The following is a 22,505-nucleotide window of genomic DNA, read 5'->3' on the forward strand; positions in this document are numbered from 1 at the left end:
TTTAAAAGTATATAACCTACAACTGAACACCACGATTTTATACATAATGAAGACAGGTAAGGAATTTATTGCATAGCTTTAAGGAGGATACATATGGTAAAGCGGGGACGCTTTATAGCGTTTTTTCTAATCATTATACTGTTAGGTAGCCTTATGGGGGTTACGACGAAAGATATCACGAAAAATATTACACTCGGTTTAGACTTGCAAGGTGGATTTGAAATCTTATACGAAGTTGAGCCCGTTAATGGTGAATCAGAAATTGATCGAACTGTACTTATTAATACGGTGGATGCTCTGAACAAAAGGGCGAATGTACTCGGTGTAAGTGAACCGAACATTCAAATTGAGGGAGATAACCGAATTCGTGTTCAGCTTGCAGGTGTAGATAACCAAAATAAAGCAAGAGAAATACTATCAACTCAGGCGGAGTTAACATTCCGTGATACAGAAGATGTAGAGATGTTAAATGGCTCTGATTTAGTTGAAGGAGGCGCAAAACAATCCTTCGACCAAAATGGACAGCCGAATGTTGTCGTTCAGTTAAAAGATGCTGAAAAGTTTAAAGAAGTGACCCAACATGTCCTAAGCATGGCTCCAGCGAACCAGCTTGTCATTTGGCTTGATTATGAAGAAGGAGATTCCTTTGAAGAAGAAATGTTCAAAGAGAATCCGAAATATATTTCAGCCCCTAATGTAAATGAAGTGTTTAACACGACAGAAGTGACGATTGAAGGACAGTTTACCATTGAGGAAGCGAAAGAACTTGCGAATTTACTGAATGCAGGTGCTCTTCCAGTTAAGCTAACTGAAATGTATTCCACTTCCGTCGGAGCTAAATTCGGGGAACAAGCGATGGAGAAGACTGTTATCGCAGGAATTATCGGTATTCTAGTAATTTTTGTGTTCATGGCGTTTTTCTACCGCTTACCTGGAATTATCGCTGCAGTTACGTTATCTGCGTACATCTACTTAATATTACTTGTGTTTGATTGGATGAACGCAGTATTAACACTTCCTGGGATTGCCGCCCTAATATTAGGAGTGGGTATGGCGGTTGATGCTAATATTATTACGTATGAACGGATAAAAGAGGAATTAAAACTTGGTAAAAGTATACGCTCAGCGTTTAAGGCAGGGAATCGCCGCTCATTACTGACGATTATTGATGCTAATGTGACGACTTTATTAGCAGCTGCCGTTTTATTTTTCTACGGTACAAGCTCCGTCAAAGGGTTTGCGACGATGTTAATGGTCAGTATCGTAGTTAGCTTTATAACTGCTGTATATTTAACAAGAATCTTACTTTCCTTACTTGTAAATAGTCGTTTCTTTGACCAAAAGCCTCGTTGGTTTGGTGTGAAGGAAGATGAAATTTTAGATATTGCTAAAACGAACAAACAAACGGATGTGCCGACACGTTTCGATGGACTTGATTTTGTGAAACATAGAAAGAGCTTTTTCCTAGCATCGTCCATCATGGTAGTAGCAGGAATCCTTATTCTGTTTTTTGCAAAACTGAATTTAGGGATTGATTTTGCAAGTGGAACAAGAATCGAAGTGTTAGCGAACCAGTCATTAACAGCGGAAGAAGTAGAGAAAGAGTTTCAATCAGTTGGGATTGAGCCGAATGAGATTGTTTTATCAGGTACAGATAATGAAATTGGGGTAGCACGATTAGTCGGCGTTCTTTCACAAGATCAAATTGCGAAGGTGAAAGACCATTTCCAAGAGAAGTATGGAAATGAACCCAATGTAAGTACCGTTTCACCAACAGTTGGAAAAGAATTGGCACGAAATGCACTAGTTGCTGTTTTAATTGCTTCCATTGGAATAATCATCTATGTATCGATTCGATTTGAATTCTTTATGGCTTTAGCTGCAATCGTTGCACTAGCACATGACGCATTCTTTACAATAGCGTTCTTTAGCATAACAAGATTAGAAGTGGATATTACGATTATTGCAGCTGTTTTAACTGTCATCGGATACTCTATTAATGACACAATTGTTACATTTGATCGAATTAAAGAAAATATGAAAAAGAAAAAACGTGTTAAAACGATGGAAGATTTAACGGATGTTGTGAATAAAAGTTTACAACAGACCTTTACTCGTTCATTAAATACAGTCTTGACAGTTGTGTTTGCTGTTGTTGCATTATTGATATTCGGTAGCAGTTCCATTTTGAATTTCTCAATCGCGCTATTAATTGGTCTTGTATCAGGTACGTACTCTTCGTTATTTATTGCTGCTCAAATCTGGTTAGTATGGAAAGGCAAGCAATTGAAGAAAAAGCCTATTGCAAAGCAACAAGCTAACGATGAAATGGAAAATGAGGCTTAAATAATCATGTAGGGGGTGGGGAATTGTTAACCACCCCTTCCTTTATCTTTGAGAGGTGATCAAGATGAGCGATGATCGCTTTAAGCAGGCAGAATTTGCTACGATAATTGGAATTGTTGGAAATGTTGTTCTTGCCATCGTTAAAGGTGTTATAGGGATGATGGCAAATAGTAAGGCGCTTATTGCAGATGCCGTCCATTCAGCTAGCGACGTTGTTGGTTCGTTAGCCGTATTTGTCGGATTACGGGTAGCCAAAGAGCCGCCGGATGATGATCATCCGTATGGGCATGGGAAAGCAGAATCAATCGCCGCTATTATTGTTGCAGTATTGCTATTCTTAGTAGGATTGGAAATTGGAAAATCATCGATTGAATCATTTTTTGAAGAAATTCATCCACCGAAAACGATGGCGATATTTGCTGTCGTACTATCGATAGTCGTAAAAGAAGCGATGTTTCGATATAAATATAATGTGGGTAAACGAATTAAAAGTGATGCGGTCATTATTAATGCATATGAACATCGGTCGGATGTTTTTTCTTCGTTTGCCGCATTGATTGGAATTGTTGGGGCCATTATAGGTGGTTATTTGCAAATTGACTGGCTTATCTTTTTAGATCCAGTAGCAGGAATTTTCGTATCATTACTCGTATTAAAAATGGCATGGAAGCTAGGGGGAGATGCGATCCATAATACGCTCGATCATGTATTGCATGATGAAGATACCGTACCGTTAAGAGAAACCGTATTGAATGAACCAGAAGTGAAACGGATTGACGAACTTCATGCAAGAGAACATGGACATTACGTCATTGTTGATTTGAAAATTTCTGTTGACCCCGATATGACAGTGGAAGAAGGACATCGTGTCGGTAAGCGTGTGAAGAAACGATTAATGGAACATGAAAACGTACGGAACGTTTTTGTGCATATTAATCCTTATTCACCCGAAGAAAATGACTAAAGGAGGGGATGTTTTGAAAAATCAAACCGCTCTATTATTATCCTTAATCTTTGCTTTAATTGTTTCTATTTTTGCTGTTATTAATGTCGAACCAGTTGAAATTGACTATTTATTTGGCACGGCAAACTGGCCGCTTGTAATTGTTATTATTGGTTCAGCCATTATGGGAGCCATTACAGTTATGTTGCTAGGTGCAGTAAGAATGCTTTCATTACAACGAAAAATTAAAAAGCTTGAAAGAGAAAATGCATTATTAAAACAAGAAAAAGAACAAAACGAAGAGCAAGAAAAAAACACGGAGCCTCCTTCTATGCCGGAAACAAAATAATGGAATTGAAAACCCCTCAATTCATTCTGTATAATGGGATGGTTGAGGGGTGAAATTATGCTTCATTCGAAAAATCGTTGGCAGCGACTTGACAAACAAGAGGTCAATGGAGAATTAATTCAATCATTTCAAAGCGAATTAAACATATCACCTCTAGTTGCTACATTGTTGGTCAATAGAGGAATTGCCTCCATTGATGAGGCGCGTCGCTTTGTTCATATAAAAAATCAATCATTTCATGATCCCTTTTTACTTGGTGATATGGAAAAGGTCGTCAAGCGAGTAAAAGAAGCCATCGGAAATGATGAGCAAATAATGATTTATGGCGATTATGATGCGGATGGTGTTAGCAGTACAACAGTAATGTTGACAGCTCTTCGTCAGTTAGGAGCAAATGTTGACTTTTATATTCCCAATCGTTTTAGTGAAGGGTATGGTCCAAATGAGGAAGCCTTTCGATTCATAGCGGAACAAGGGTATACATTAGTCATTACTGTAGATACGGGAATTGCAGCCATTCACGAGGCGAAGGTAGCGAAAGAACTTGGAATGGATTTAATCATTACCGATCACCATGAAATTGGGGATGAACTTCCTGATGCATATGCAATTATTCACCCAAAAAAAGAAGGGAGCTCTTATCCGTTTAAAGAGTTAGCGGGAGTAGGAGTAGCCTTTAAAGTGGCGCATGCATTATTGGGAGAAGTTCCACGTGAGTTATTAGAAATTGCAGCTATTGGAACCATTGCTGATTTAGTACCTTTAGTAGACGAAAATCGTTTAATCGCTAAGTTTGGTATTGAAGAAATGAAGAAAACGAAAAGGCCAGGAATAAAAGCGTTACTTTCTGTGGCAAAAGTTAAGCAACATGAAATTAATGAGGATACCATCGGCTTTGCAATAGGACCTCGAATCAATGCTGTTGGACGATTACAAGATGCTGATCCAGCTGTTGATTTATTACTTTCTGGTGATATGGCGGAAGCAGAAATGCTCGCTCAAGAAATAGATGAGTTAAATAAAGACCGTCAAAAGCTCGTCCAAAAAATGACGGAAGAAGCCATTCAAGAAATTGAAGCGAATTTTCCAATTGAAGAGAACCCAGTATTAGTAATCGCAAAAGAAAATTGGAATTCAGGTGTCGTTGGCATCGTTGCATCTAAGTTAGTAGAAAAATTTTATCGACCAACCATTGTTTTAAGCATCGATCCAGAGACGAGAATGGCAAAAGGATCTGCTCGTAGTATTGAAGGATTTGATTTGTTCGAGAATCTTTCAAAATGTCGAGAACTCCTACCTCATTTTGGTGGGCATCCTATGGCCGCAGGGATGACTTTACATCTCGATGATGTTGACCACCTTAGAAACCGACTCATATCTTATGCGAATGAGCAATTAACGAAAGAGGACTTTATTCCAATAAAGAAGGTCGACTTAGCTTGTCGTCTCGATGATATATCCGTTGAGTCCATTGAAGATCTACAATTGTTAGCACCATTTGGGGTTCATAATCCGAAGCCAAGCTTTTTAATTGAAGAGGTAAAGCCCGTAAAGTTGAATCAGATTGGTGCAGATAAATCTCACTTAAAGATGACACTTGAACACAATGACTATCAAATAGATGCAGTCGGATTCGGTTTAGGAGAGTTCGTTCACGATATATCTCCTCTGTCTAAGCTTTCCGTAGTGGGAGAATTATCGATTAATGAATGGAATAACCGTAGGAAACCACAAATAATGCTTCAAGATTTAGCTATACCATCATGGCAATTATTTGATTATCGTGGGAAAACAATTCAACAAGTGAAAAAAGATTTACGCAAACATTCCGTTCATTTTGTAGCATTTCAAGAGAAAACGATGCATCATTTTGACGAGAAATCCGTTGTGACATGGATAGAAGATGAAAGTTCTTTTAAGAATCTTGACCTCACAGAGCAATGTGTTGTATTGTTAGACATGCCGCCTTCTATTGAATGGCTGGATAAGTTATTTGAAAAAGGTGCACCTAGTCGAATTTATACAGTATTTTCACAACATACTGATCACTTTTTTGCAACAATTCCGACACGAGAACACTTTAAATGGTATTATGCATTTTTAGTTAAAAGAGGCACATTTGATGTGAAAAAATACGGTGCGGAGCTGGCTAAGCATAAAGGGTGGACAAAAGAAACAATAATTTTCATGACGAAGGTGTTTTTTGAATTAGATTTTGTTAAAATAGATGATGGTGTCATCTCATTGAACAAACAAGCACCTAAACGTGATTTGACACAATCTAATACTTATCAAGCAAAGCAGCGTTTGATTGAATTGGAGCAATTATTATTATATTCTTCTTATCATCAGTTAAAAGCATGGTTTGATGAGAAGTTTTGCAATCATGTAAATGATATAGAGTACGAACGAGAAAGGGTAAGATAAGGGGCCTTGGCTCAAACATATGGAAAAGTGTGTAGCGAATTTCGTTGGAAGGACAAGTACTTAATTGAAGTATAGACTTTTATATGTCTTGTATGTGTTCTTTAAGTAAAAGCGATATGTGCTTTTCTAATTTCTTAGCTTAAGCGCTATCGGCCCGAGGCTCTTACGCTTTTCTACGTAGGTGGATACATTCAAGGAGGACATGAACAGATGGATTTAAAACAATATGTTACGATCGTACCTGACTTCCCAAAAGAGGGCATTCAATTTAAAGACATTACAACGTTAATGGATAAAGGGGACGCGTACAAATACGCGACAGATCAAATCGTTGACTACGCGCGTGAAAAGGAAATTGACATTGTTGTTGGTCCAGAAGCGCGAGGATTCATCATCGGGTGTCCAGTTGCTTATGCATTAGGAGTTGGATTTGCCCCTGTACGTAAGGAAGGAAAACTTCCACGTGAAACGATTAAAGTTGAATACGGCTTAGAATACGGAAAAGATGCATTGACAATTCATAAAGATGCTATTAAACCAGGGCAACGCGTTTTAATTACAGACGATTTACTAGCGACTGGTGGAACGATTGAAGCAACGATTAAACTTGTTGAAGAACTTGGTGGCGTTGTAGCTGGAATCGCCTTCTTAATTGAACTATCTTATTTAGAAGGCCGTGAAAAGCTCGAAGGCTATGACATTTTTACATTAATGAAGTATTAATAATGTTTGTGCGAAAAAGAGAGGGAAAAAGCACTCAATTAGGGTGCTTTTTTTCTTATATCATACTTGATTGTAAATTCTATTCATTTCATATCATTTTAAATTTATCATCTATATTCGTCAATAATTAAACAGCATACTTTACACATATTGAAATTTTATTAATAATAAAAGCAATACGAAAAATTGGTGGACAAGAAGTCAGAGGTCTAAATTGTAAATATAAGAATAAAGGTGATTCCATGGCGAATGAACAAATTTTAACGGCTGAGCAAGTCGTTGAGAAAGCAAGAACGTATCTTGCAGAACAGGATATACAATTTATTCAAAAAGCCTATGATTTTGCAAAAGAAGCCCATAAAGACCAATTCAGGAAGTCTGGGGAACCCTACATCATTCATCCTGTTCAAGTTGCTGGAATTTTAGTTGATTTAGAAATGGATCCGGCAACTATCGCAAGTGGTTTTTTGCATGACGTAGTAGAGGATACAGATATAACCTGTGAAGACTTAGCGAAAGCGTTTAACGAAGAAGTAGCAATGCTCGTGGATGGTGTGACAAAACTCGGTAAAATTAAATATAAATCAAAAGAAGAGCAGCAGGCAGAAAATCACCGAAAAATGTTCGTCGCAATGGCTCAAGATATTCGTGTCATTTTAATAAAGCTTGCTGATCGCCTTCATAACATGCGCACGTTAAAGCATTTACCTCAAGAGAAGCAACGTCGAATCGCCAATGAAACGTTGGAAATCTTTGCGCCATTAGCACACCGTCTAGGGATATCTAAAATTAAATGGGAATTAGAAGATACATCGCTTCGTTATTTGAATCCGCAACAATACTACCGGATTGTGAATCTGATGAAGAAGAAGCGCGCGGAACGCGAACGATATGTAGACGAAGTAATTGATGATTTACAACAGCGTATAGATGAGGTGCAAATCAAAGCGGAGTTATCAGGTCGTCCAAAACATATTTATTCAATTTATCGGAAAATGGTTTTGCAAAACAAGCAATTTAATGAAATTTATGACTTGTTAGCTGTCCGAATTATCGTCAATAGTATCAAAGATTGTTACGCAGTCTTAGGGATTATCCATACATGTTGGAAGCCGATGCCTGGACGTTTCAAGGACTACATCGCGATGCCAAAACCAAATATGTACCAATCACTTCATACGACTGTAATCGGACCAAAGGGTGATCCGCTAGAAGTACAGATTAGAACGTTTGATATGCATGAAATCGCTGAATACGGAATTGCGGCGCATTGGGCTTACAAAGAAGGTAAAAGTCTTGAAGATCAGATGACATTTGATAAAAAGCTCAGTTGGTTCCGTGAAATTTTAGAATTCCAAAATGATTCCACAAATGCTGAAGAATTTATGGAATCGTTAAAGATCGATTTATTCTCTGATATGGTATTCGTTTTCACTCCAAAAGGCGATGTAATTGAACTACCATCAGGGTCAGTTCCGATTGACTTTGCATATCGTATTCACTCTGAAATCGGCAATAAAACGATAGGGGCTAAAGTGAACGGAAAAATGGTACCGCTTGATTATCGCTTGAAAACCGGTGATATCATTGAGATACTAACGTCAAAACATTCATACGGACCAAGCCAAGATTGGTTAAAGCTAGCGCAAACATCTCAAGCTAAAAATAAGATTCGCCAATTCTTTAAAAAGCAAAGAAGGGAAGAAAATGTTGAAAAAGGGCGCGAGATGATTGAAAAAGAAATCAAAGCGCAAGACTTTGACGTAAAAGATGTCCTAACGAGTGAAAATATTCAACGGGTTGCAGAAAAATTTAACTTCCCGAATGAAGAAGATATGTATGCTGCAGTTGGGTATAACGGTATTACAGCCATTCAAGTGGTCAATCGTTTAGCTGAAAAACTTAAAAAGAAACGTCAGCAAGAAGAAACGGAAAAAAATATTGAGGAAGTCATTCATGAAGTCAAGCAAGTCCCTTCTCAGAAGAAACGTGATGCGGGTGTATCCGTTAAAGGAATTGATAACCTGCTCATTCGATTGTCGAGATGTTGTAATCCAGTTCCAGGAGACGATATATCAGGGTTTATAACGAAGGGGAGAGGTGTTTCCGTTCATCGCTCGGACTGTCCAAATATCTTAAAGGATGATGCGAAAGAACGATTAATTGAAGTTGAATGGGAAAATCAATTGGAAGGGCGAAAAGAGTATAATGTTGAGATTGAGATACTCGGATATGACAGAAGAGGTTTGTTAAACGAAGTCCTCCATGCGGTAAATGAATCAAAAACAAATATTTCATCAGTATCAGGAAGGTCTGACCGAAATAAAGTTGCTACGATTAATATGGCGATATCCATTCAGAACATCAATCATTTGCATAAAGTAGTGGAACGAATAAAGCAAATACCGGATATTTATTCGGTTCGACGAATTATGAACTAGAAAGGGTAATTAGGAATGAAAGTGGTTATACAAAGAGCGAAAAATGCGCACGTAAAAGTGGCGGGAGAAATCGTCGGACAAATTGATAACGGGTTTATGGTTTTAGTAGGTGTCACACATGACGATGAAGAAAAAGATGCACGATTTTTGGCAGATAAAGTGGCGCATTTACGTGTGTTCGAAGATAGCGAAGGAAAAATGAATCACTCTTTACTTGATGTTGAAGGAAGTGTCTTATCCGTTTCCCAATTTACGCTATACGGAGATTGTCAGAAAGGAAGAAGACCGAACTTCATGCAAGCAGCTAGACCAGAAAAAGCTGTTGAACTGTATGAAAGCTTCAATAACCACTTGCGTGAACTAGGAATCAACGTTCAAACAGGGCAATTTGGTGAAATGATGGATGTGTCTTTCACTAATGTTGGTCCCGTAACATTAATCATTGAAAGTAAAAAATGAGTTTAGTCACTGACTAAACTCATTTTTGTCTGTATAAAACGTTGATATGGTAGACATCTTCCCATTCAGTTGACAGGGAAGGCCTCTAACGTCTAGCAAACGACGCTGGGCCCTCCACTTTCACTAATTTAAGTACGATACTACGCCGTTGTAAATGGCTTGTGATACTTGTTCTTGAAAGACGCTCGTATTAATTGTCCATTCCTCTGTTGGGTTGCTTAAAAATCCTAGTTCTAACAATACAGCAGGGTAATAGTTTTCACGAATGACGTGGAAGTTTCCAAATTTCACACCTCGGTCACGCAGGTTCGTGTTTTTAATGAGTTGCTTTTGAATGACTTCAGCTAGCGGTTTATCCTTCGTGCTACTATAGTAGAATGATGTTATACCGGAAGCAGTTGAATAGATGGAACTATCGTAATGGATGCTAATAAAGGCATCTGTTTTTTGTTTGTTAGAAGTATAAACACGTGAGTTTAGACTGATATATGTATCATCACTTCGAGTTAACTTTACATCTGCACCTTGCGCCTTTAACTTATTGTACACGAGTTTTGCTGTTTGTAAGGTTACATGCTTTTCCAAAGTTCCTCGTGAACCAACTGCTCCACTATCATAGCCACCGTGGCCTGGATCTAAAATGATTTTTTTCCCTGAGATCGAGGAAGATTTTTGATTATTTAAGTCTTGTTGAATATTACCAGTTGTGACAATCCATCCAGCTACGAAGGCTTCTTTCCCATTTGTAAGCTTAATTTTGTACCAGTCGCCTTCTTTTGAGAGTACTTGAAATTGTTCCCCTTGATTCCCTCTTGCGATGACCGTATGTGAGGTAGAGGGACCACTTCGTAAATTCGTACCGTTATATAATAATGTGACAGTTTGAGTCGTTTCTTTGCTGTCTGAAGATGTCTCGGTACCGTCCGTACTTACGTACCAGCTAGCTACCCATCCTGTTTTATTTCCATCAAGTTTAATTTCATACCAATCGTTTACTTCTTGAAGAATGGTCAACTTCGTTCCTTTTTTAACAGCCCCTACAACCTTACCGTTTAAACTTCCTTCACTACGAACATTCAAACTACTAGCTGTTACAGTACCTGTTTTGGTGCTACTAGTAGTAGAGTTACCATTTGAAGTAGACGAATTAGATGAAGTTTGAATAAAATCACCGTGAACCCATGCCGTTTTGTTTTGGTATTTAATTTGATACCATTTTCCTTGTTGCCCTATAATGGAAACTTTCTCGCCTCTGTACAGTTTTCCAACGATAGATGTAGATGTATTCGGTTGAGAACGAACATTTAAGGCAGAAGCTAGAACCGTTCCAGTGTTAGGTGTTGAATGGCTTGTTGATTGATTCGGTGAAGTAGAAGATGAACTGCTATTTACATAAGATATGTATTTTTTAGAAACCCATCCTTTTTGTCCCTTGTAGGAAATATTAACCCAACCTGATTGTTCTCCTAGGGCTTCAGCTTTTTCACCTTTTTGGAAGTAACCAATGATTTGAAAGCTTGTCCCTGGGCCTGAACGAATTCGTAATCCAGTTGCATTTGACGTCACGTCGCCGGTTGATTTTTGAGTTGATGCAACCGTCTTTTGAGAGACAAGCCAGCCCGCAATCCAACCTGTTGATCCATTTTTTAACTGTATTTTAACCCAGTCTCCGTCACTCCCTACAATTGTGTAGGTCTCTCCGTATTTTGCAGATGAGATTACAGGATAGCTAAGTCCAGGACCTTGTCGCACGTTGACGGAGCTACCAAGAACCGTTGCAGTCTTTGATTCAGCTGTTACGACGTTTACAACAGGTGAAACAGTGCCTAAAAGTAGGAAAAAAATGATAAGTGTTATCCAAAAGGATCGCCTTTTCAACGTTCCATCTCCTTTCAATAATGACATTTGTTCTATTTGTTAACCCATTCTCTTTTTTTATCGTCAGTTCCTTGTGCCATTTGAAATATTTTTTGCCAAAAAAGGAAAGAATAAATGGAGAGAAAGTATTGAAAGGGGATTGCTATGCGTTATAGCCGAAAGCATGAGCGCACAAGTACATCTAGTTACAATCAGCATGGATTGTTAAAGCATGATTTAGAAGAACAGGAAACGACATTTGAGCTTAGCAGTGAATTCGGGGTATTAGGTAGAGAGGTACATTCTTTAAAGCAATACTTAAAACGAACTTGACATGACATATAGATGTTCGTATGATATTATAAGATTTACATTCAAATAGTGTACAAACCAATGATGGAGAAAAGTAGTTAAGAGTACACAAGAACAGAGAAGGAAAGTCATAGGCTGGAAGCTTTCCCTTGATGACTTAACGAACGAACACTCCGTAGGTTTCCCTCTGAAAGCCTGATTAGGGTGAATAGGAGGTGAACGCGCAATGCGTTATCTTGGAAGTGGAAGCAATTATATGCTTCAATTAGGGTGGTACCACGGGAATATCAACTCTCGTCCCTACGTTTACGTAGGGATGGGAGTTTTTTTATTTGCTTTTATACGATAAGGCTATTGAACAAAGGAATGTTGCTTTAATCATGAGGGTGTAAAAGGGTATTCGAACGGTTGAAGGAGCCATTTCTTTCCCACACGTTTTATAAGGGGATAACCTTAAACCTTGATAAAAGCAACTAGGTATTTGAAATGAGCCTTAGCTACATAAATTTTGGAGAAAGAAAATAAAGGAGTGGAACGAAATGGGATTTAAAATTCCAAGAGGTACGCAAGATATTTTGCCAAACCAAGTAGAAAAATGGCAATTTATTGAGCAAAAAGCGAAAGAGATTTGTCGTCTTTATCAATATAAAGAAATTCGTACACCGATTTTTGAGCATACGGAATTGTTTGCAAGAGGAGTTGGTGACTCGACAGATATCGTTCAAAAAGAAATGTATACATTTGAGGATAGAAAAGGAAGAAGTATAACGTTACGTCCTGAAGGAACTGCTGCTACTGTTCGTTCATTTGTAGAAAACAAAATGTATGCTTCTCCTCAACAGCCTGTCAAGCTATATTACATTGGTCCTATGTTCCGTTATGAGCGACCTCAGTCAGGTCGTTTCCGTCAATTTGTTCAATTTGGTGTAGAAGCGCTAGGAGCGAGCGATCCAGCTATTGATGCGGAAGTGATTTCATTAGCAATGGATTTATATCGTTCGCTTGGGCTAACGAAATTAAAACTTGTCATCAATAGCTTAGGGGATAAAGAAAGTAGACAGGCACACCGTGAAGCGTTAATTAACCATTTTGAAGGTAGAATTGACGAGTTTTGCTCTGATTGTCAAACTCGCTTACATCAAAACCCATTGCGAATATTGGATTGTAAAAAAGACCGTGAGCATGAATTGATGGCAACCGCTCCGTCCATCCTCGATTATTTAAATGAGGAGTCCAAACAATACTTCGAGAAAGTTCTCTATTATTTAGATCAAATCGGAATTCAATATGAAGTAGATGCTAATTTAGTACGTGGATTGGATTATTATAATCATACGGCGTTTGAAATTATGAGCGATGCAGAAGGATTTGGTGCCATTACTACTTTATGTGGTGGAGGAAGATACAACGGTCTTGTTCAGGAAATTGGGGGACCAGAGACACCGGGCATCGGGTTTGCGTTAAGTATTGAACGTCTTCTTGCTGCACTGGAGGCAGAAGGAGTTGAATTACCAATTACAAAAGGAATCGATTGTTATGTTGTCACGCTAGGTGAAAAAGCAAAGGATCATTCGGTATCGATTCTGAAAGAATTAAGAAAAGCTGGCATCTCGTCTGAAAAAGACTATGAAAATAAGAAGATGAAAGCCCAATTCAAAGCGGCAGACCGCTTGGAAGCAAAATATGTGGTGGTTGTTGGTGATGACGAATTAGACAAAGGTATTGCCAATGTGAAAAACATGGAGAGCGGTAGTCAAGAGGAAGTATCACTTGATGAGCTGACTTCTTACTTAAAGGAAAGAGTTTGAAAGGAGAGAGGCAAGTGTTTGGTAGATCCTATTATTGTGGTGAATTAACAGAGAAGCATATTGGGGAAAAAGTTACGCTCAAAGGTTGGGTGCAAAAGCGACGTGACCTTGGAGGATTAATCTTTATTGACTTACGTGATAGAAGTGGTATCGTTCAGGTTGTATTTAATCCAGATGTTTCGAAAGAAGCATTAGCGGTTGCGGAAAAGGTTAGAAGTGAGTTCGTCCTAGATATTAAAGGAGAAGTTGTTGCGCGTGAAGAAGGAACAATAAATTCGAATCTTCCTACTGGGAAAGTAGAAATTTTAGTAGAAGAAATTACGATTTTAAATAGTGCAAAAACACCTCCATTCTCTATTTTCGAGACGAACGCAGAAGTATCAGAAGATGTGCGCTTGAAGTATCGATACTTAGATTTAAGACGTACACCAATGTTTGATACTCTGAAAATGCGTCATGATGTAACAAAGTCCATACGCCGCTTTTTAGATGACCAAGGATTTATTGATGTGGAAACGCCGATTTTAACGAAAAGTACACCGGAAGGAGCCCGTGACTATTTAGTGCCTTCACGTGTACATCAAGGAGAGTTTTATGCGTTACCTCAATCTCCACAAATCTTTAAACAATTACTAATGGTGTCTGGATTCGATCGATATTACCAAATTGCGCGTTGTTTCCGTGATGAAGATTTACGTGCAGATCGTCAACCAGAGTTTACTCAAGTGGATATTGAAATGTCATTCATGAGTCAAGAGGAAATCATGACGATGATGGAGCAAATGATGGCGACGCTGATGAAAGAAGTGAAGGGAATCGATGTTACTCTTCCATTCCCACGGATGACATATCATGAAGCGATGGAGCGATATGGTTCCGATAAGCCTGATACTCGCTTTGGCATGGAGCTAGTGAACGTGTCGGAAATTGTAAAAGAATCAAGTTTCAAAGTATTTAGCAGCACAGTTGAAAATGGTGGACAAGTAAAAGCAATCAATGTAAAGGGAAGTGCGGATAAGTACTCACGTAAAGATATTGACGCGTTGACGGAGTTTGTAAATGTTTACGGTGCAAAAGGGCTAGCTTGGTTAAAAGTTGAAGAAGCTGGATTAAAAGGTCCAATTGCGAAGTTCTTCACTGAAGAAGAACAAAATGGATTAATGCAAACTCTTCAAGCTGAGACTGGCGACTTGTTATTATTTGTAGCGGACTCTAAGCAAGTTGTTGCAGATGCTTTAGGAGCATTGCGTTTAAAACTTGGAAAAGAGCTTCAACTAATTGATGAATCAATCTTTAACTTCCTTTGGGTGGTTGACTGGCCGCTTGTGGAATATGCTGAAGAAGAAGATCGTTATTATGCTCTTCACCATCCGTTCACAATGCCAGCTCGTGAGGATGTAGCTTTATTTGATTCAAGTCCAAGTGAAATGAGAGCTCAAGCGTATGACTTAGTTTTAAATGGGTATGAGCTAGGTGGAGGATCCATTCGTATCTTTGAGAAAGATGTCCAAGAAAAAATGTTCAAGCTTTTAGGATTCTCTGAAGAAGAAGCGAAAGAACAGTTCGGATTCTTGTTAGAGGCTTTCGAATACGGTACTCCTCCACATGGTGGAATTGCACTTGGATTAGATCGTTTAGTCATGCTTCTAGCTGGACGCACGAACTTACGTGATACCATTGCATTCCCGAAAACTGCAAGTGCAAGCTGTTTATTAACCGAAGCACCAGGTGAGGTAAGCGAAGAGCAATTACATGAGCTACATTTGAAAGTGGTTCAAAAAGTGGAAGAATAAAAAGAGTGGCGCATGTTGAAAAACATGCGCCATTGTGTTATTCTTAGTTCAACAATCGAATCCAAAATTTTACGTCCTGATGTGTTCGTCGTACACCTAGTTTTGACCGAACAATTCGTTAATCGGGAGCTCGGTGTTTCCAACTTGAGTACATGCCTAACATACTCGTTTAGGACTTACGAATAGTTGGAACAGAGCACCCACCTGCCGTGAGCGGGATCAAAACGATGGAAATGGCGACGGCACAATCGGGACTTTTTTGTTTCTTGAACAACTGCTATTTTGTTTCGTTAGTGGTTTTCTTAATCCAGTCATTAATTAAATCAACGATTTGTTTCTGCTGATTGAGCGCAGATATGTCCGCGTCTCCATCTCCCTTTTGAGGCCCATACATACCAAACCCTCCATGATTACCACCGATGACCTCTACAAATTGACTACCTGTCGGAAGAAATTCTTTTGAACGTTCAATATCGTTTCCAGTTGTTAAACCGTCGTTTGTAGCATAAATCGATAATACAGGTAAAGAATCTTCTTTTAAAGAATCCTTTTCAGAAGGGTAGGATGCTAATAAGACAAGCCCATCGACTTTGTCGAGATGCTCACTAGCGAATTTTGCAGCAGCCACCCCGCCTAATGAGTGTCCACTTATATACCATTCTTCAATATGGTTTGCATCCTGAATAATGTCTTCCGCTTTTTGTGTGTCAAATATGGCGAAATTGAACGCCATACTCGGAATGTAGACGGTATATCCTTTCTCTGAAAGCTGTTCACCTAAATAACTATAGCTTTCAGGCTCGACTTTGCCACCAGGGTATAAAATAATACCAATTTTTGATTCTCCTTCAAAGGTTAAAATGCCGTTCGTATACTCTAACTCTGAATTTGACATTACTTGATACATTTCCTCCGTCGGTTTATACGTAATTTCAGACCAAATGAAAAATATTACGAATAAGCATACACTCAATATTGAGATGCCGATTATAAGTCGTTTTCCCCATCGCTTCATGATGCTTCACGCCTCCACAATCAATTTCCGACACTGATGTCGGATGATGGTGTTATTATGACAATGGAGATAAATTTTGTCAATCCAATCTTTATAATAGATGAAAGCAATTTGTTTTCAACAATTTTTAGGTTGTACCTCTTTTTAACTCCATGCTTGAGAAATCCTCTCTAAATTTAGTAGTTATGATTAACCTTTCTGATAGAAATACTTGTTTTTACTTGTTGAATGATATATTCTTGATTCAGGTAAAATACTGCTAAGTGAAACAAAATTATTGGAGTGATTTTTTTGTTACATCAATTTTCTCGTAATGAACTTGCGATTGGTAAGGAAGGGTTAAATATATTAAAAGGTAGTACGGTAGCTGTTTTAGGAATTGGCGGAGTCGGTTCCTTTGCAGTTGAAGCGCTTGCAAGATCTGGAGTAGGACGCTTAATTTTAGTCGACAAGGATGATGTCGATATCACAAATGTAAACCGTCAAATTCATGCGCTACTTTCAACGGTAGGTCAACCGAAAGTTGACTTAATGAAGGCGCGTATCGCAGATATTAACCCAGAATGTGAAGTTATTTCTCTAAAAATGTTCTATACAGAAGAAACGTATGAAACGTTCTTTAGTTATGAACCAGACTTTGTCATTGATGCTTCTGATACTATTAGCTATAAAATCCATTTAATGAAAGAATGTCTAAAGCGAGATATTCCGATCATTTCGAGTATGGGTGCAGCGAATAAAACAGACCCTACACGCTTTAAAATAGCAGATATCTCAAAAACACATACGGATCCAATTGCGAAAGTTATTCGTACAAAATTGCGTAAAGAAGGAATTCGTAAAGGCATTAAAGTTGTATTCTCAGATGAAAGTCCAATTGTTATTCGTGAAGATGTACGGAAGGAAGTAGGAAATGATGAGGCTAAAATTCGCAAAGCGAAAATGCCACCTTCATCCAACGCATTTGTTCCGTCTGTTGCAGGTTTAATTATGGCTTCTCATGTCATGAATGAACTTTTAAAAGATATTAAAATTCATCGTGTTTCAGATGATCAATAATAGACAAAAGGTGGGTGTCCCAAAAGTAACTGGGGACACCCTTTATTTGTTGTTACAGAAAGTTTAAGTTCAATAAAGTGTTAAAGTATTCTCTTTACTGTTTTTTTGTGTCTAGCTCCAAGCGCCATCAGCTCGGGTCGCTTCGGCCCTGCTGACGGAAGCCTCCCTGCCTAAGGACTTGCGCTTTGCGCTTTTCTCCTAAGCTTCCACCAGCTTTTTAATGAGTATTTTCTTCTTTCATGATTTGTGAAGCTTGCTCCACTAGGTTCATCATTATTTCCAGTTCACCGTTCATGTTCTTTTGTTTTTCAACAATTTCATGAAAAAGGCTTTTCAAACGCTTGTTTTCATCAAGTAACTTTTCGTACTCGTGTTTTAACTGGTGTTGTTCTGCTAATAATGTTTCATAGTTGCGTTCAGTCTCAGCCACTTGTTGTAAGTAGGTGATACAATCGGTTAGTGTAAAAGTCCCCGTAGCATCTTTATTTTTTCTATCATTTTTTACTTCTTCTATTTCATGCTCATAATTTTTTCGTAAAACACTATTCCAACGATACCTACAAGCACTTATGGAGCGATGTATGCTTTCTGCGACATGTTCGAATGCCTTTGCCTATGTTTTGCCTTGCTGCATAAATTGTAGTACGGTAGTTGCAAGTAACTCATCGTCTTCTTTTGACCATGTGTTCGGTTTTGTCTTCACAATAATTCCTCCGACTTGTAACATGCTTGTCTAAATGGATGCTTTAATCTTAGCATTAAACGGATGGTCACTTTATTATGCGTTAAAAAAGAGGATTATTTGGACTGACGGTTTAAATTTTCGTAAACAGTAGCAAGAGCTTGCTCGAATTTCCCTGTCTTCTTCGGTTCAAAATATTTTTTGTTTTTAATAGGGTCGGGTAAATATTGTTGTTTGACCCAACCATTCTCATAATCATGAGGATAGAGATAATCCACACCCCTACCTAATTGTGTAGCCCCTTTATAATGTGCGTCTTTCAAGTGAAGAGGAACCTCTCCGGTCACACCTAGCTTCAAATCTTTTAACGCATGGTCAATGGCTAAGTAGGCTGAATTTGACTTAGGGGATAAGCTAAGTTCAATGACCGCGTTTGCTAGGGGAATTCGCGCTTCAGGAAAGCCAACACGTTCAGCCGCTTCAATTGCTGCCAGTGTTCTTTGTCCAGCTTGTGGGTTGGCAAGTCCAATATCTTCATATGCAATAACTAGAAGACGCCGGGCAATAGAAAAGAGATCCCCTGCTTCAATGAGACGAGCCAAATAATGAAGTGCAGCATTAACGTCAGAGCCACGAATGGATTTTTGAAAAGCGGATAAAACGTCATAATGGGCATCTCCATCTTTATCGTGAACAAAGCTCTTTTTTTGAATGCATTCCTCCACTGTTTCTAAATCAATTTGAACTACATTATTCTCGTCTACTTCCGAAGAACGGACTGCCAGTTCTAATGCATTCATTGCGCTTCGAATATCTCCACCACAACAAACTGCTATGTGATTTAGGCTTTCATCGGTAATTTGAACGTTAAAATCTTTTAACCCTCTTGAGTCGGTAAGAGATCGCTTCAATGCAATCATGATTTCTTCTGGCGCAAGTGGCTTTAATTCAAAGATTTGACATCGGCTTCGAATTGCAGGATTTATCGCATGATATGGATTGCTCGTTGTCGCGCCAATTAATATAATTTTCCCACTTTCTAAATGAGGAAGTAAGAAATCTTGCTTTGCTTTATCCAATCGATGAACTTCATCTAAAATGACAATCAATTGCCCGCTCATTTTTGCTTCCTCAACGACGATTTCCATGTCCTTCTTATTATGAATAACAGCGTTGAGTGATCGGAAGGGCGTATTGGTACTACCAGCAATAGCTGTAGCGATTGATGTTTTCCCAATTCCGGGTGGGCCAAATAAAATCATGGATGTTAATTGTTTTGCTCGCACCATTCGTTCAATAATTTTTCCTTTACCAACTAAATGTTGTTGACCGACGATTTGGTCAATTGAGGTCGGTCTCATTCTAAATGCTAATGGTTTCATGAAATTCACCTATTTCTATCCATGTGTACGATACTCTATATTATGATAATATGCTATAATGACTAAAGTTTAAAGTTATATGAGCAAGTGCGGTCATCAGACATTGATATAAAAGAATATAAGAATAATTTAATGTTTAACAAAAAATAGGAGTGTATAAAAGTGAGAATTTCAACTAAAGGACGCTACGGATTGACAATTATGATTGAATTAGCGAAACGTTATGGTGAAGGCCCTACTTCATTAAAGAGCATTGCGCAGACGCATAATTTATCAGAACATTATTTAGAACAACTCATTGCTCCTTTACGTAACGCTCGTCTTGTTAAAAGTATTCGCGGAGCATATGGTGGATATATATTAGCAGATGATCCACGAAATATTACTGCTGGAGACATTATTCGCGTACTTGAAGGTCCAATCACACCTGTTGAAGGAATTGAAGACGAAGAGCCGGCAAAACGTCATTTATGGATCAAAATTCGTGATGCCATTAAGGATGTGCTGGATAATACAACATTGGAAGATTTAGCGAGTTTTACTGACGATAATGAGCAAGATGCTTACATGTTTTATATTTAATCACTATAATAAGCAAAGGGACTTTTTAAAGAGGTGATAGAAAATGGAACGAATCTATCTAGACCATGCAGCTACATCGCCAATCCACCCAAATGTCTTAGAAAAAATGGTCCCCGTTATGGAAGAGGTGTTTGGGAATCCTTCTAGTATACACGCATTTGGACGGGATAGTCGAAGATTACTTGATGAAGCGAGAGAAACGATTGCATCCGTGATTAATGCGAGTGCAAAAGAAGTTGTGTTCACAAGTGGAGGAACGGAAGCAGATAATATGGCGATTGTTGGGACTGCAATGGCACACCAACAAAAAGGAAAACATATTATTACGACAACCATTGAACATCACGCAGCTTTGCACGCTTGCAAACACTTAGAATCGATTGGATTTGAAGTGACATATTTACCTGTAAATGAAAAAGGTGTCATTTCAATGAAAGATTTCAAAGAAGCCTTGCGTGATGATACGATATTAGTCACGATCATGTACGGAAATAATGAAGTCGGCTCACTACAGCCCATTTCAGAAATCGGGCAGATATTAGCGAACCACCAAGCTTATTTTCATACTGATGCTGTACAAGCATTCGGTGTACTTTCTGTCGATGTTCAAAAGTTGCAGGTTGATTTATTAAGTGCATCAAGTCATAAAATTAATGGCCCAAAAGGAACGGGTTTTTTATATGTACGTGAAGGGCTGAAGCTTGCGCCAATATCGTATGGTGGTGAGCAAGAGTTAAAGCGTCGCGCGGGAACAGAAAATGTTCATGGAATAGTTGGCTTTGCCGAAGCTGTGAAAATTTCTGAATCTCTAAGAGAAGAAAAAGTTAAGGAATATCAACAGTTTAAACAATCGATGGTTGATACCTTTAAAGAATATGGTCTTACATTTGAAGTTAATGGAGAACAGAACGAGGGTCTTCCTCATATTTTAAATATCCATTTTCCTGGCACGAATGTTGAAACGTTGTTAGTGAATCTAGATTTAGTTGGCATTGCAGCCTCAAGCGGCTCCGCTTGCACAGCGGGTTCAGTTGACCCATCTCATGTGCTTGTTGCGATGTTTGGAAAAGACTCGGAAAAGGTGACGTCCTCCATTCGTTTTAGTTTTGGTCTTGGTAACACAATCGATCAAATTCAAGCTGCGAGTGTAAAAGTCGCACAAGTTGTTCAACGGTTAACAGCTTAGAAATACTGGAGGTGAAAGGAATGAATGACAATAAAAATAAACGTGTTGTCGTTGGGATGTCCGGGGGAGTGGACTCCTCTGTTGCAGCCTTATTGTTGAAAGAACAAGGATACGAGGTCATCGGTATCTTTATGAAAAACTGGGATGATACAGATGAGAATGGTGTTTGTACCGCAACGGAAGATTACAATGATGTCATTCGCGTGTGTAATCAAATTGGGATTCCTTATTATGCGGTAAATTTTGAAAAGCAATATTGGGATAAAGTGTTTACGTACTTCCTTGATGAATATAAAGCGGGTAGAACCCCAAACCCGGATGTCATGTGTAACAAGGAAATTAAATTCAAAGCATTTTTAGAACATGCGCTTGCTCTTGGGGCGGATTATGTGGCTACTGGGCATTATGCTCAAGTGGAATATCGAGACGGCAAATATCAAATGCTTCGTGGGAAAGATCCAAATAAAGACCAAACGTATTTCTTAAATCAACTTTCGCAGAAGCAACTTTCGAAAGTGATGTTTCCATTAGGACACTTAGAGAAGAAAGAAGTTCGCGAAATTGCCCAGAAGGCGGGTCTTGCTACTGCTTCCAAAAAAGATAGTACAGGTATCTGTTTTATTGGCGAACGAAACTTTAAGGAGTTCCTAAGTCAATATTTACCAGCTCAACCTGGTGAAATGCAAACCATGGATGGCGAAGTAAAAGGAAAGCATGATGGATTAATGTATTATACGATTGGCCAACGTCAAGGCCTCGGAATCGGCGGAAGCGGTGAACCTTGGTTTGTTGTTGGAAAAGATCTAGAAAAAAACATCTTATATGTGGATCAAGGATTTGAAAACGAGTTGCTATACTCAGATTCCATCATAGCAGTCAACATGAACTGGGTTTCGGATGAAGTGCCAACAGGTGAAGTAGCTTGTACAGCCAAATTCCGTTATCGCCAACCTGACAACGAAGTTCGTGTTGAAATGTTAGATAACAATCGAGCGAAAATCACATTTGAAAAGCCAATTCGTGCTGTAACACCAGGACAAGCAGTTGTTTTATACAATGGAGAAGTATGTCTTGGTGGAGGAACCATTGACGAGATTTATAAAGATGGTGCACGTTTAACTTATGTAGGATAGTACGGAAA

The 22,505-nt window shown here is 38.6% G+C and carries 18 protein-coding genes, 1 other RNA gene and 1 other annotated feature; of the genes, 15 read left to right on the forward strand and 4 right to left on the reverse strand.

The genetic code is table 11. The features are described from left to right. Positions 1-93: 93 nt before the first annotated feature. The 7 genes from secDF (at position 94) to dtd (ending at position 9,688) form a co-directional block, all read left to right on the forward strand. Positions 94-2,346, forward strand: a complete 2,253-nt coding sequence (gene secDF, locus ML543_RS05810; protein ID WP_243386204.1) for a protein translocase subunit SecDF — start codon at positions 94-96, stop codon at positions 2,344-2,346. Positions 2,347-2,410: 64 nt separating this feature from the next. Next, positions 2,411-3,310, forward strand: a complete 900-nt coding sequence (locus ML543_RS05815; protein ID WP_243386205.1) for a cation diffusion facilitator family transporter — start codon at positions 2,411-2,413, stop codon at positions 3,308-3,310. 13 nt (positions 3,311-3,323) lie between these two features. Further along, a complete protein-coding gene (locus ML543_RS05820) occupies positions 3,324-3,638 on the forward strand; it encodes a LapA family protein (protein ID WP_243386206.1) in 315 nt (104 codons plus the stop codon). 57 nt (positions 3,639-3,695) lie between these two features. Further along, positions 3,696-6,065 carry a single-stranded-DNA-specific exonuclease RecJ gene (gene recJ, locus ML543_RS05825; RefSeq protein ID WP_243386207.1) on the forward strand — a complete coding sequence of 790 codons (2,370 nt, stop codon included), beginning with the start codon at positions 3,696-3,698 and terminating at the stop codon, positions 6,063-6,065. Positions 6,066-6,275: 210 nt separating this feature from the next. Then, complete coding sequence (locus tag ML543_RS05830; protein ID WP_243386208.1) at positions 6,276-6,788, forward strand: adenine phosphoribosyltransferase; 513 nt, start codon at positions 6,276-6,278, stop codon at positions 6,786-6,788. 242 nt (positions 6,789-7,030) lie between these two features. Continuing rightward, complete coding sequence (locus ML543_RS05835) at positions 7,031-9,229, forward strand: RelA/SpoT family protein (RefSeq protein WP_243386209.1); 2,199 nt, start codon at positions 7,031-7,033, stop codon at positions 9,227-9,229. A 15-nt stretch (positions 9,230-9,244) separates the two neighbouring features. After that, positions 9,245-9,688 carry a D-aminoacyl-tRNA deacylase gene (gene dtd, locus ML543_RS05840; protein WP_243386210.1) on the forward strand — a complete coding sequence of 148 codons (444 nt, stop codon included), beginning with the start codon at positions 9,245-9,247 and terminating at the stop codon, positions 9,686-9,688. Positions 9,689-9,811: 123 nt separating this feature from the next. On the opposite strand, the gene ML543_RS05845 is transcribed toward dtd, so the two are convergent. Beyond that, a complete protein-coding gene (locus ML543_RS05845) occupies positions 9,812-11,566 on the reverse strand; it encodes an N-acetylmuramoyl-L-alanine amidase family protein (protein ID WP_243386211.1) in 1,755 nt (584 codons plus the stop codon). A gap of 144 nt (positions 11,567-11,710) precedes the next feature. Here ML543_RS05845 and ML543_RS05850 point away from each other — a divergent pair, with 144 nt between their 5' ends. From ML543_RS05850 to ssrS, 4 genes are all read left to right on the forward strand, one after another. After that, the gene (locus ML543_RS05850; protein WP_243386212.1) at positions 11,711-11,878 is read left to right on the forward strand and encodes a hypothetical protein; all 168 of its coding nucleotides are present in this window, start codon (positions 11,711-11,713) and stop codon (positions 11,876-11,878) included. Between the two features lie 51 nt (positions 11,879-11,929). Continuing rightward, positions 11,930-12,162: a binding site (T-box leader), on the forward strand. A gap of 234 nt (positions 12,163-12,396) precedes the next feature. Further along, positions 12,397-13,665: a histidine--tRNA ligase gene (gene hisS, locus ML543_RS05855; protein ID WP_243386213.1), complete on the forward strand. Its 1,269-nt coding sequence runs from the start codon at positions 12,397-12,399 to the stop codon at positions 13,663-13,665. A 14-nt stretch (positions 13,666-13,679) separates the two neighbouring features. Beyond that, positions 13,680-15,458 carry an aspartate--tRNA ligase gene (gene aspS, locus ML543_RS05860; RefSeq protein WP_243386214.1) on the forward strand — a complete coding sequence of 593 codons (1,779 nt, stop codon included), beginning with the start codon at positions 13,680-13,682 and terminating at the stop codon, positions 15,456-15,458. Between the two features lie 70 nt (positions 15,459-15,528). Then, positions 15,529-15,717, forward strand: a non-coding RNA gene (gene ssrS, locus ML543_RS05865) — 6S RNA. An 18-nt stretch (positions 15,718-15,735) separates the two neighbouring features. On the opposite strand, the gene ML543_RS05870 is transcribed toward ssrS, so the two are convergent. Next, a complete protein-coding gene (locus ML543_RS05870; RefSeq protein ID WP_243386215.1) occupies positions 15,736-16,473 on the reverse strand; it encodes an alpha/beta fold hydrolase in 738 nt (245 codons plus the stop codon). Positions 16,474-16,764: 291 nt separating this feature from the next. Between ML543_RS05870 and ML543_RS05875 the strand changes: the two genes are divergently transcribed. Further along, positions 16,765-17,532, forward strand: coding sequence for a tRNA threonylcarbamoyladenosine dehydratase (locus ML543_RS05875; protein WP_243386216.1), 768 nt, complete (start codon positions 16,765-16,767; stop codon positions 17,530-17,532). Between the two features lie 217 nt (positions 17,533-17,749). On the opposite strand, the gene ML543_RS05880 is transcribed toward ML543_RS05875, so the two are convergent. Together ML543_RS05880 and ML543_RS05885 are read right to left on the reverse strand one after the other, a co-directional pair. After that, positions 17,750-17,962: a hypothetical protein gene (locus tag ML543_RS05880; RefSeq protein ID WP_243386217.1), complete on the reverse strand. Its 213-nt coding sequence runs from the start codon at positions 17,960-17,962 to the stop codon at positions 17,750-17,752. A gap of 368 nt (positions 17,963-18,330) precedes the next feature. Next, positions 18,331-19,596: a replication-associated recombination protein A gene (locus ML543_RS05885; protein ID WP_243386218.1), complete on the reverse strand. Its 1,266-nt coding sequence runs from the start codon at positions 19,594-19,596 to the stop codon at positions 18,331-18,333. A gap of 162 nt (positions 19,597-19,758) precedes the next feature. Between ML543_RS05885 and cymR the strand changes: the two genes are divergently transcribed. Genes cymR through mnmA form a run of 3 tightly spaced genes read left to right on the forward strand, consistent with a single transcriptional unit; the run spans position 19,759 to position 22,497 of the window. Then, on the forward strand, positions 19,759-20,178 hold the full coding sequence (gene cymR / locus ML543_RS05890; protein ID WP_243386219.1) for a cysteine metabolism transcriptional regulator CymR: 420 nt from the start codon (positions 19,759-19,761) through the stop codon (positions 20,176-20,178). Positions 20,179-20,221: 43 nt separating this feature from the next. Then, the gene (locus tag ML543_RS05895) at positions 20,222-21,364 is read left to right on the forward strand and encodes a cysteine desulfurase family protein (RefSeq protein WP_243386220.1); all 1,143 of its coding nucleotides are present in this window, start codon (positions 20,222-20,224) and stop codon (positions 21,362-21,364) included. A 20-nt stretch (positions 21,365-21,384) separates the two neighbouring features. Further along, positions 21,385-22,497: a tRNA 2-thiouridine(34) synthase MnmA gene (gene mnmA, locus ML543_RS05900; RefSeq protein ID WP_243386221.1), complete on the forward strand. Its 1,113-nt coding sequence runs from the start codon at positions 21,385-21,387 to the stop codon at positions 22,495-22,497. The last annotated feature ends 8 nt before the right edge of the window (positions 22,498-22,505 follow it).

Source organism: Bacillus kexueae, from assembly GCF_022809095.1.
GTDB classification, from domain to species: domain Bacteria; phylum Bacillota; class Bacilli; order Bacillales; family Aeribacillaceae; genus Bacillus_BZ; species Bacillus_BZ kexueae.

Excerpts from the sequence above, each read along its gene's own strand:
- secDF (WP_243386204.1), top strand. The coding sequence starts at position 94 with ATGGTAAAGCGGGGACGCTTTATAGCGTTTTTTCTAATCATTATACTG.
- ML543_RS05815 (WP_243386205.1), top strand. The coding sequence starts at position 2,411 with ATGAGCGATGATCGCTTTAAGCAGGCAGAATTTGCTACGATAATTGGA.
- recJ (WP_243386207.1), top strand. The coding sequence starts at position 3,696 with ATGCTTCATTCGAAAAATCGTTGGCAGCGACTTGACAAACAAGAGGTC.
- ML543_RS05830 (WP_243386208.1), top strand. The coding sequence starts at position 6,276 with ATGGATTTAAAACAATATGTTACGATCGTACCTGACTTCCCAAAAGAG.
- ML543_RS05835 (WP_243386209.1), top strand. The coding sequence starts at position 7,031 with ATGGCGAATGAACAAATTTTAACGGCTGAGCAAGTCGTTGAGAAAGCA.
- dtd (WP_243386210.1), top strand. The coding sequence starts at position 9,245 with ATGAAAGTGGTTATACAAAGAGCGAAAAATGCGCACGTAAAAGTGGCG.
- ML543_RS05850 (WP_243386212.1), top strand. The coding sequence starts at position 11,711 with ATGCGTTATAGCCGAAAGCATGAGCGCACAAGTACATCTAGTTACAAT.
- hisS (WP_243386213.1), top strand. The coding sequence starts at position 12,397 with ATGGGATTTAAAATTCCAAGAGGTACGCAAGATATTTTGCCAAACCAA.
- ML543_RS05870 (WP_243386215.1), bottom strand. The coding sequence starts at position 16,473 with ATGAAGCGATGGGGAAAACGACTTATAATCGGCATCTCAATATTGAGT.
- ML543_RS05885 (WP_243386218.1), bottom strand. The coding sequence starts at position 19,596 with ATGAAACCATTAGCATTTAGAATGAGACCGACCTCAATTGACCAAATC.
- ML543_RS05895 (WP_243386220.1), top strand. The coding sequence starts at position 20,222 with ATGGAACGAATCTATCTAGACCATGCAGCTACATCGCCAATCCACCCA.
- mnmA (WP_243386221.1), top strand. The coding sequence starts at position 21,385 with ATGAATGACAATAAAAATAAACGTGTTGTCGTTGGGATGTCCGGGGGA.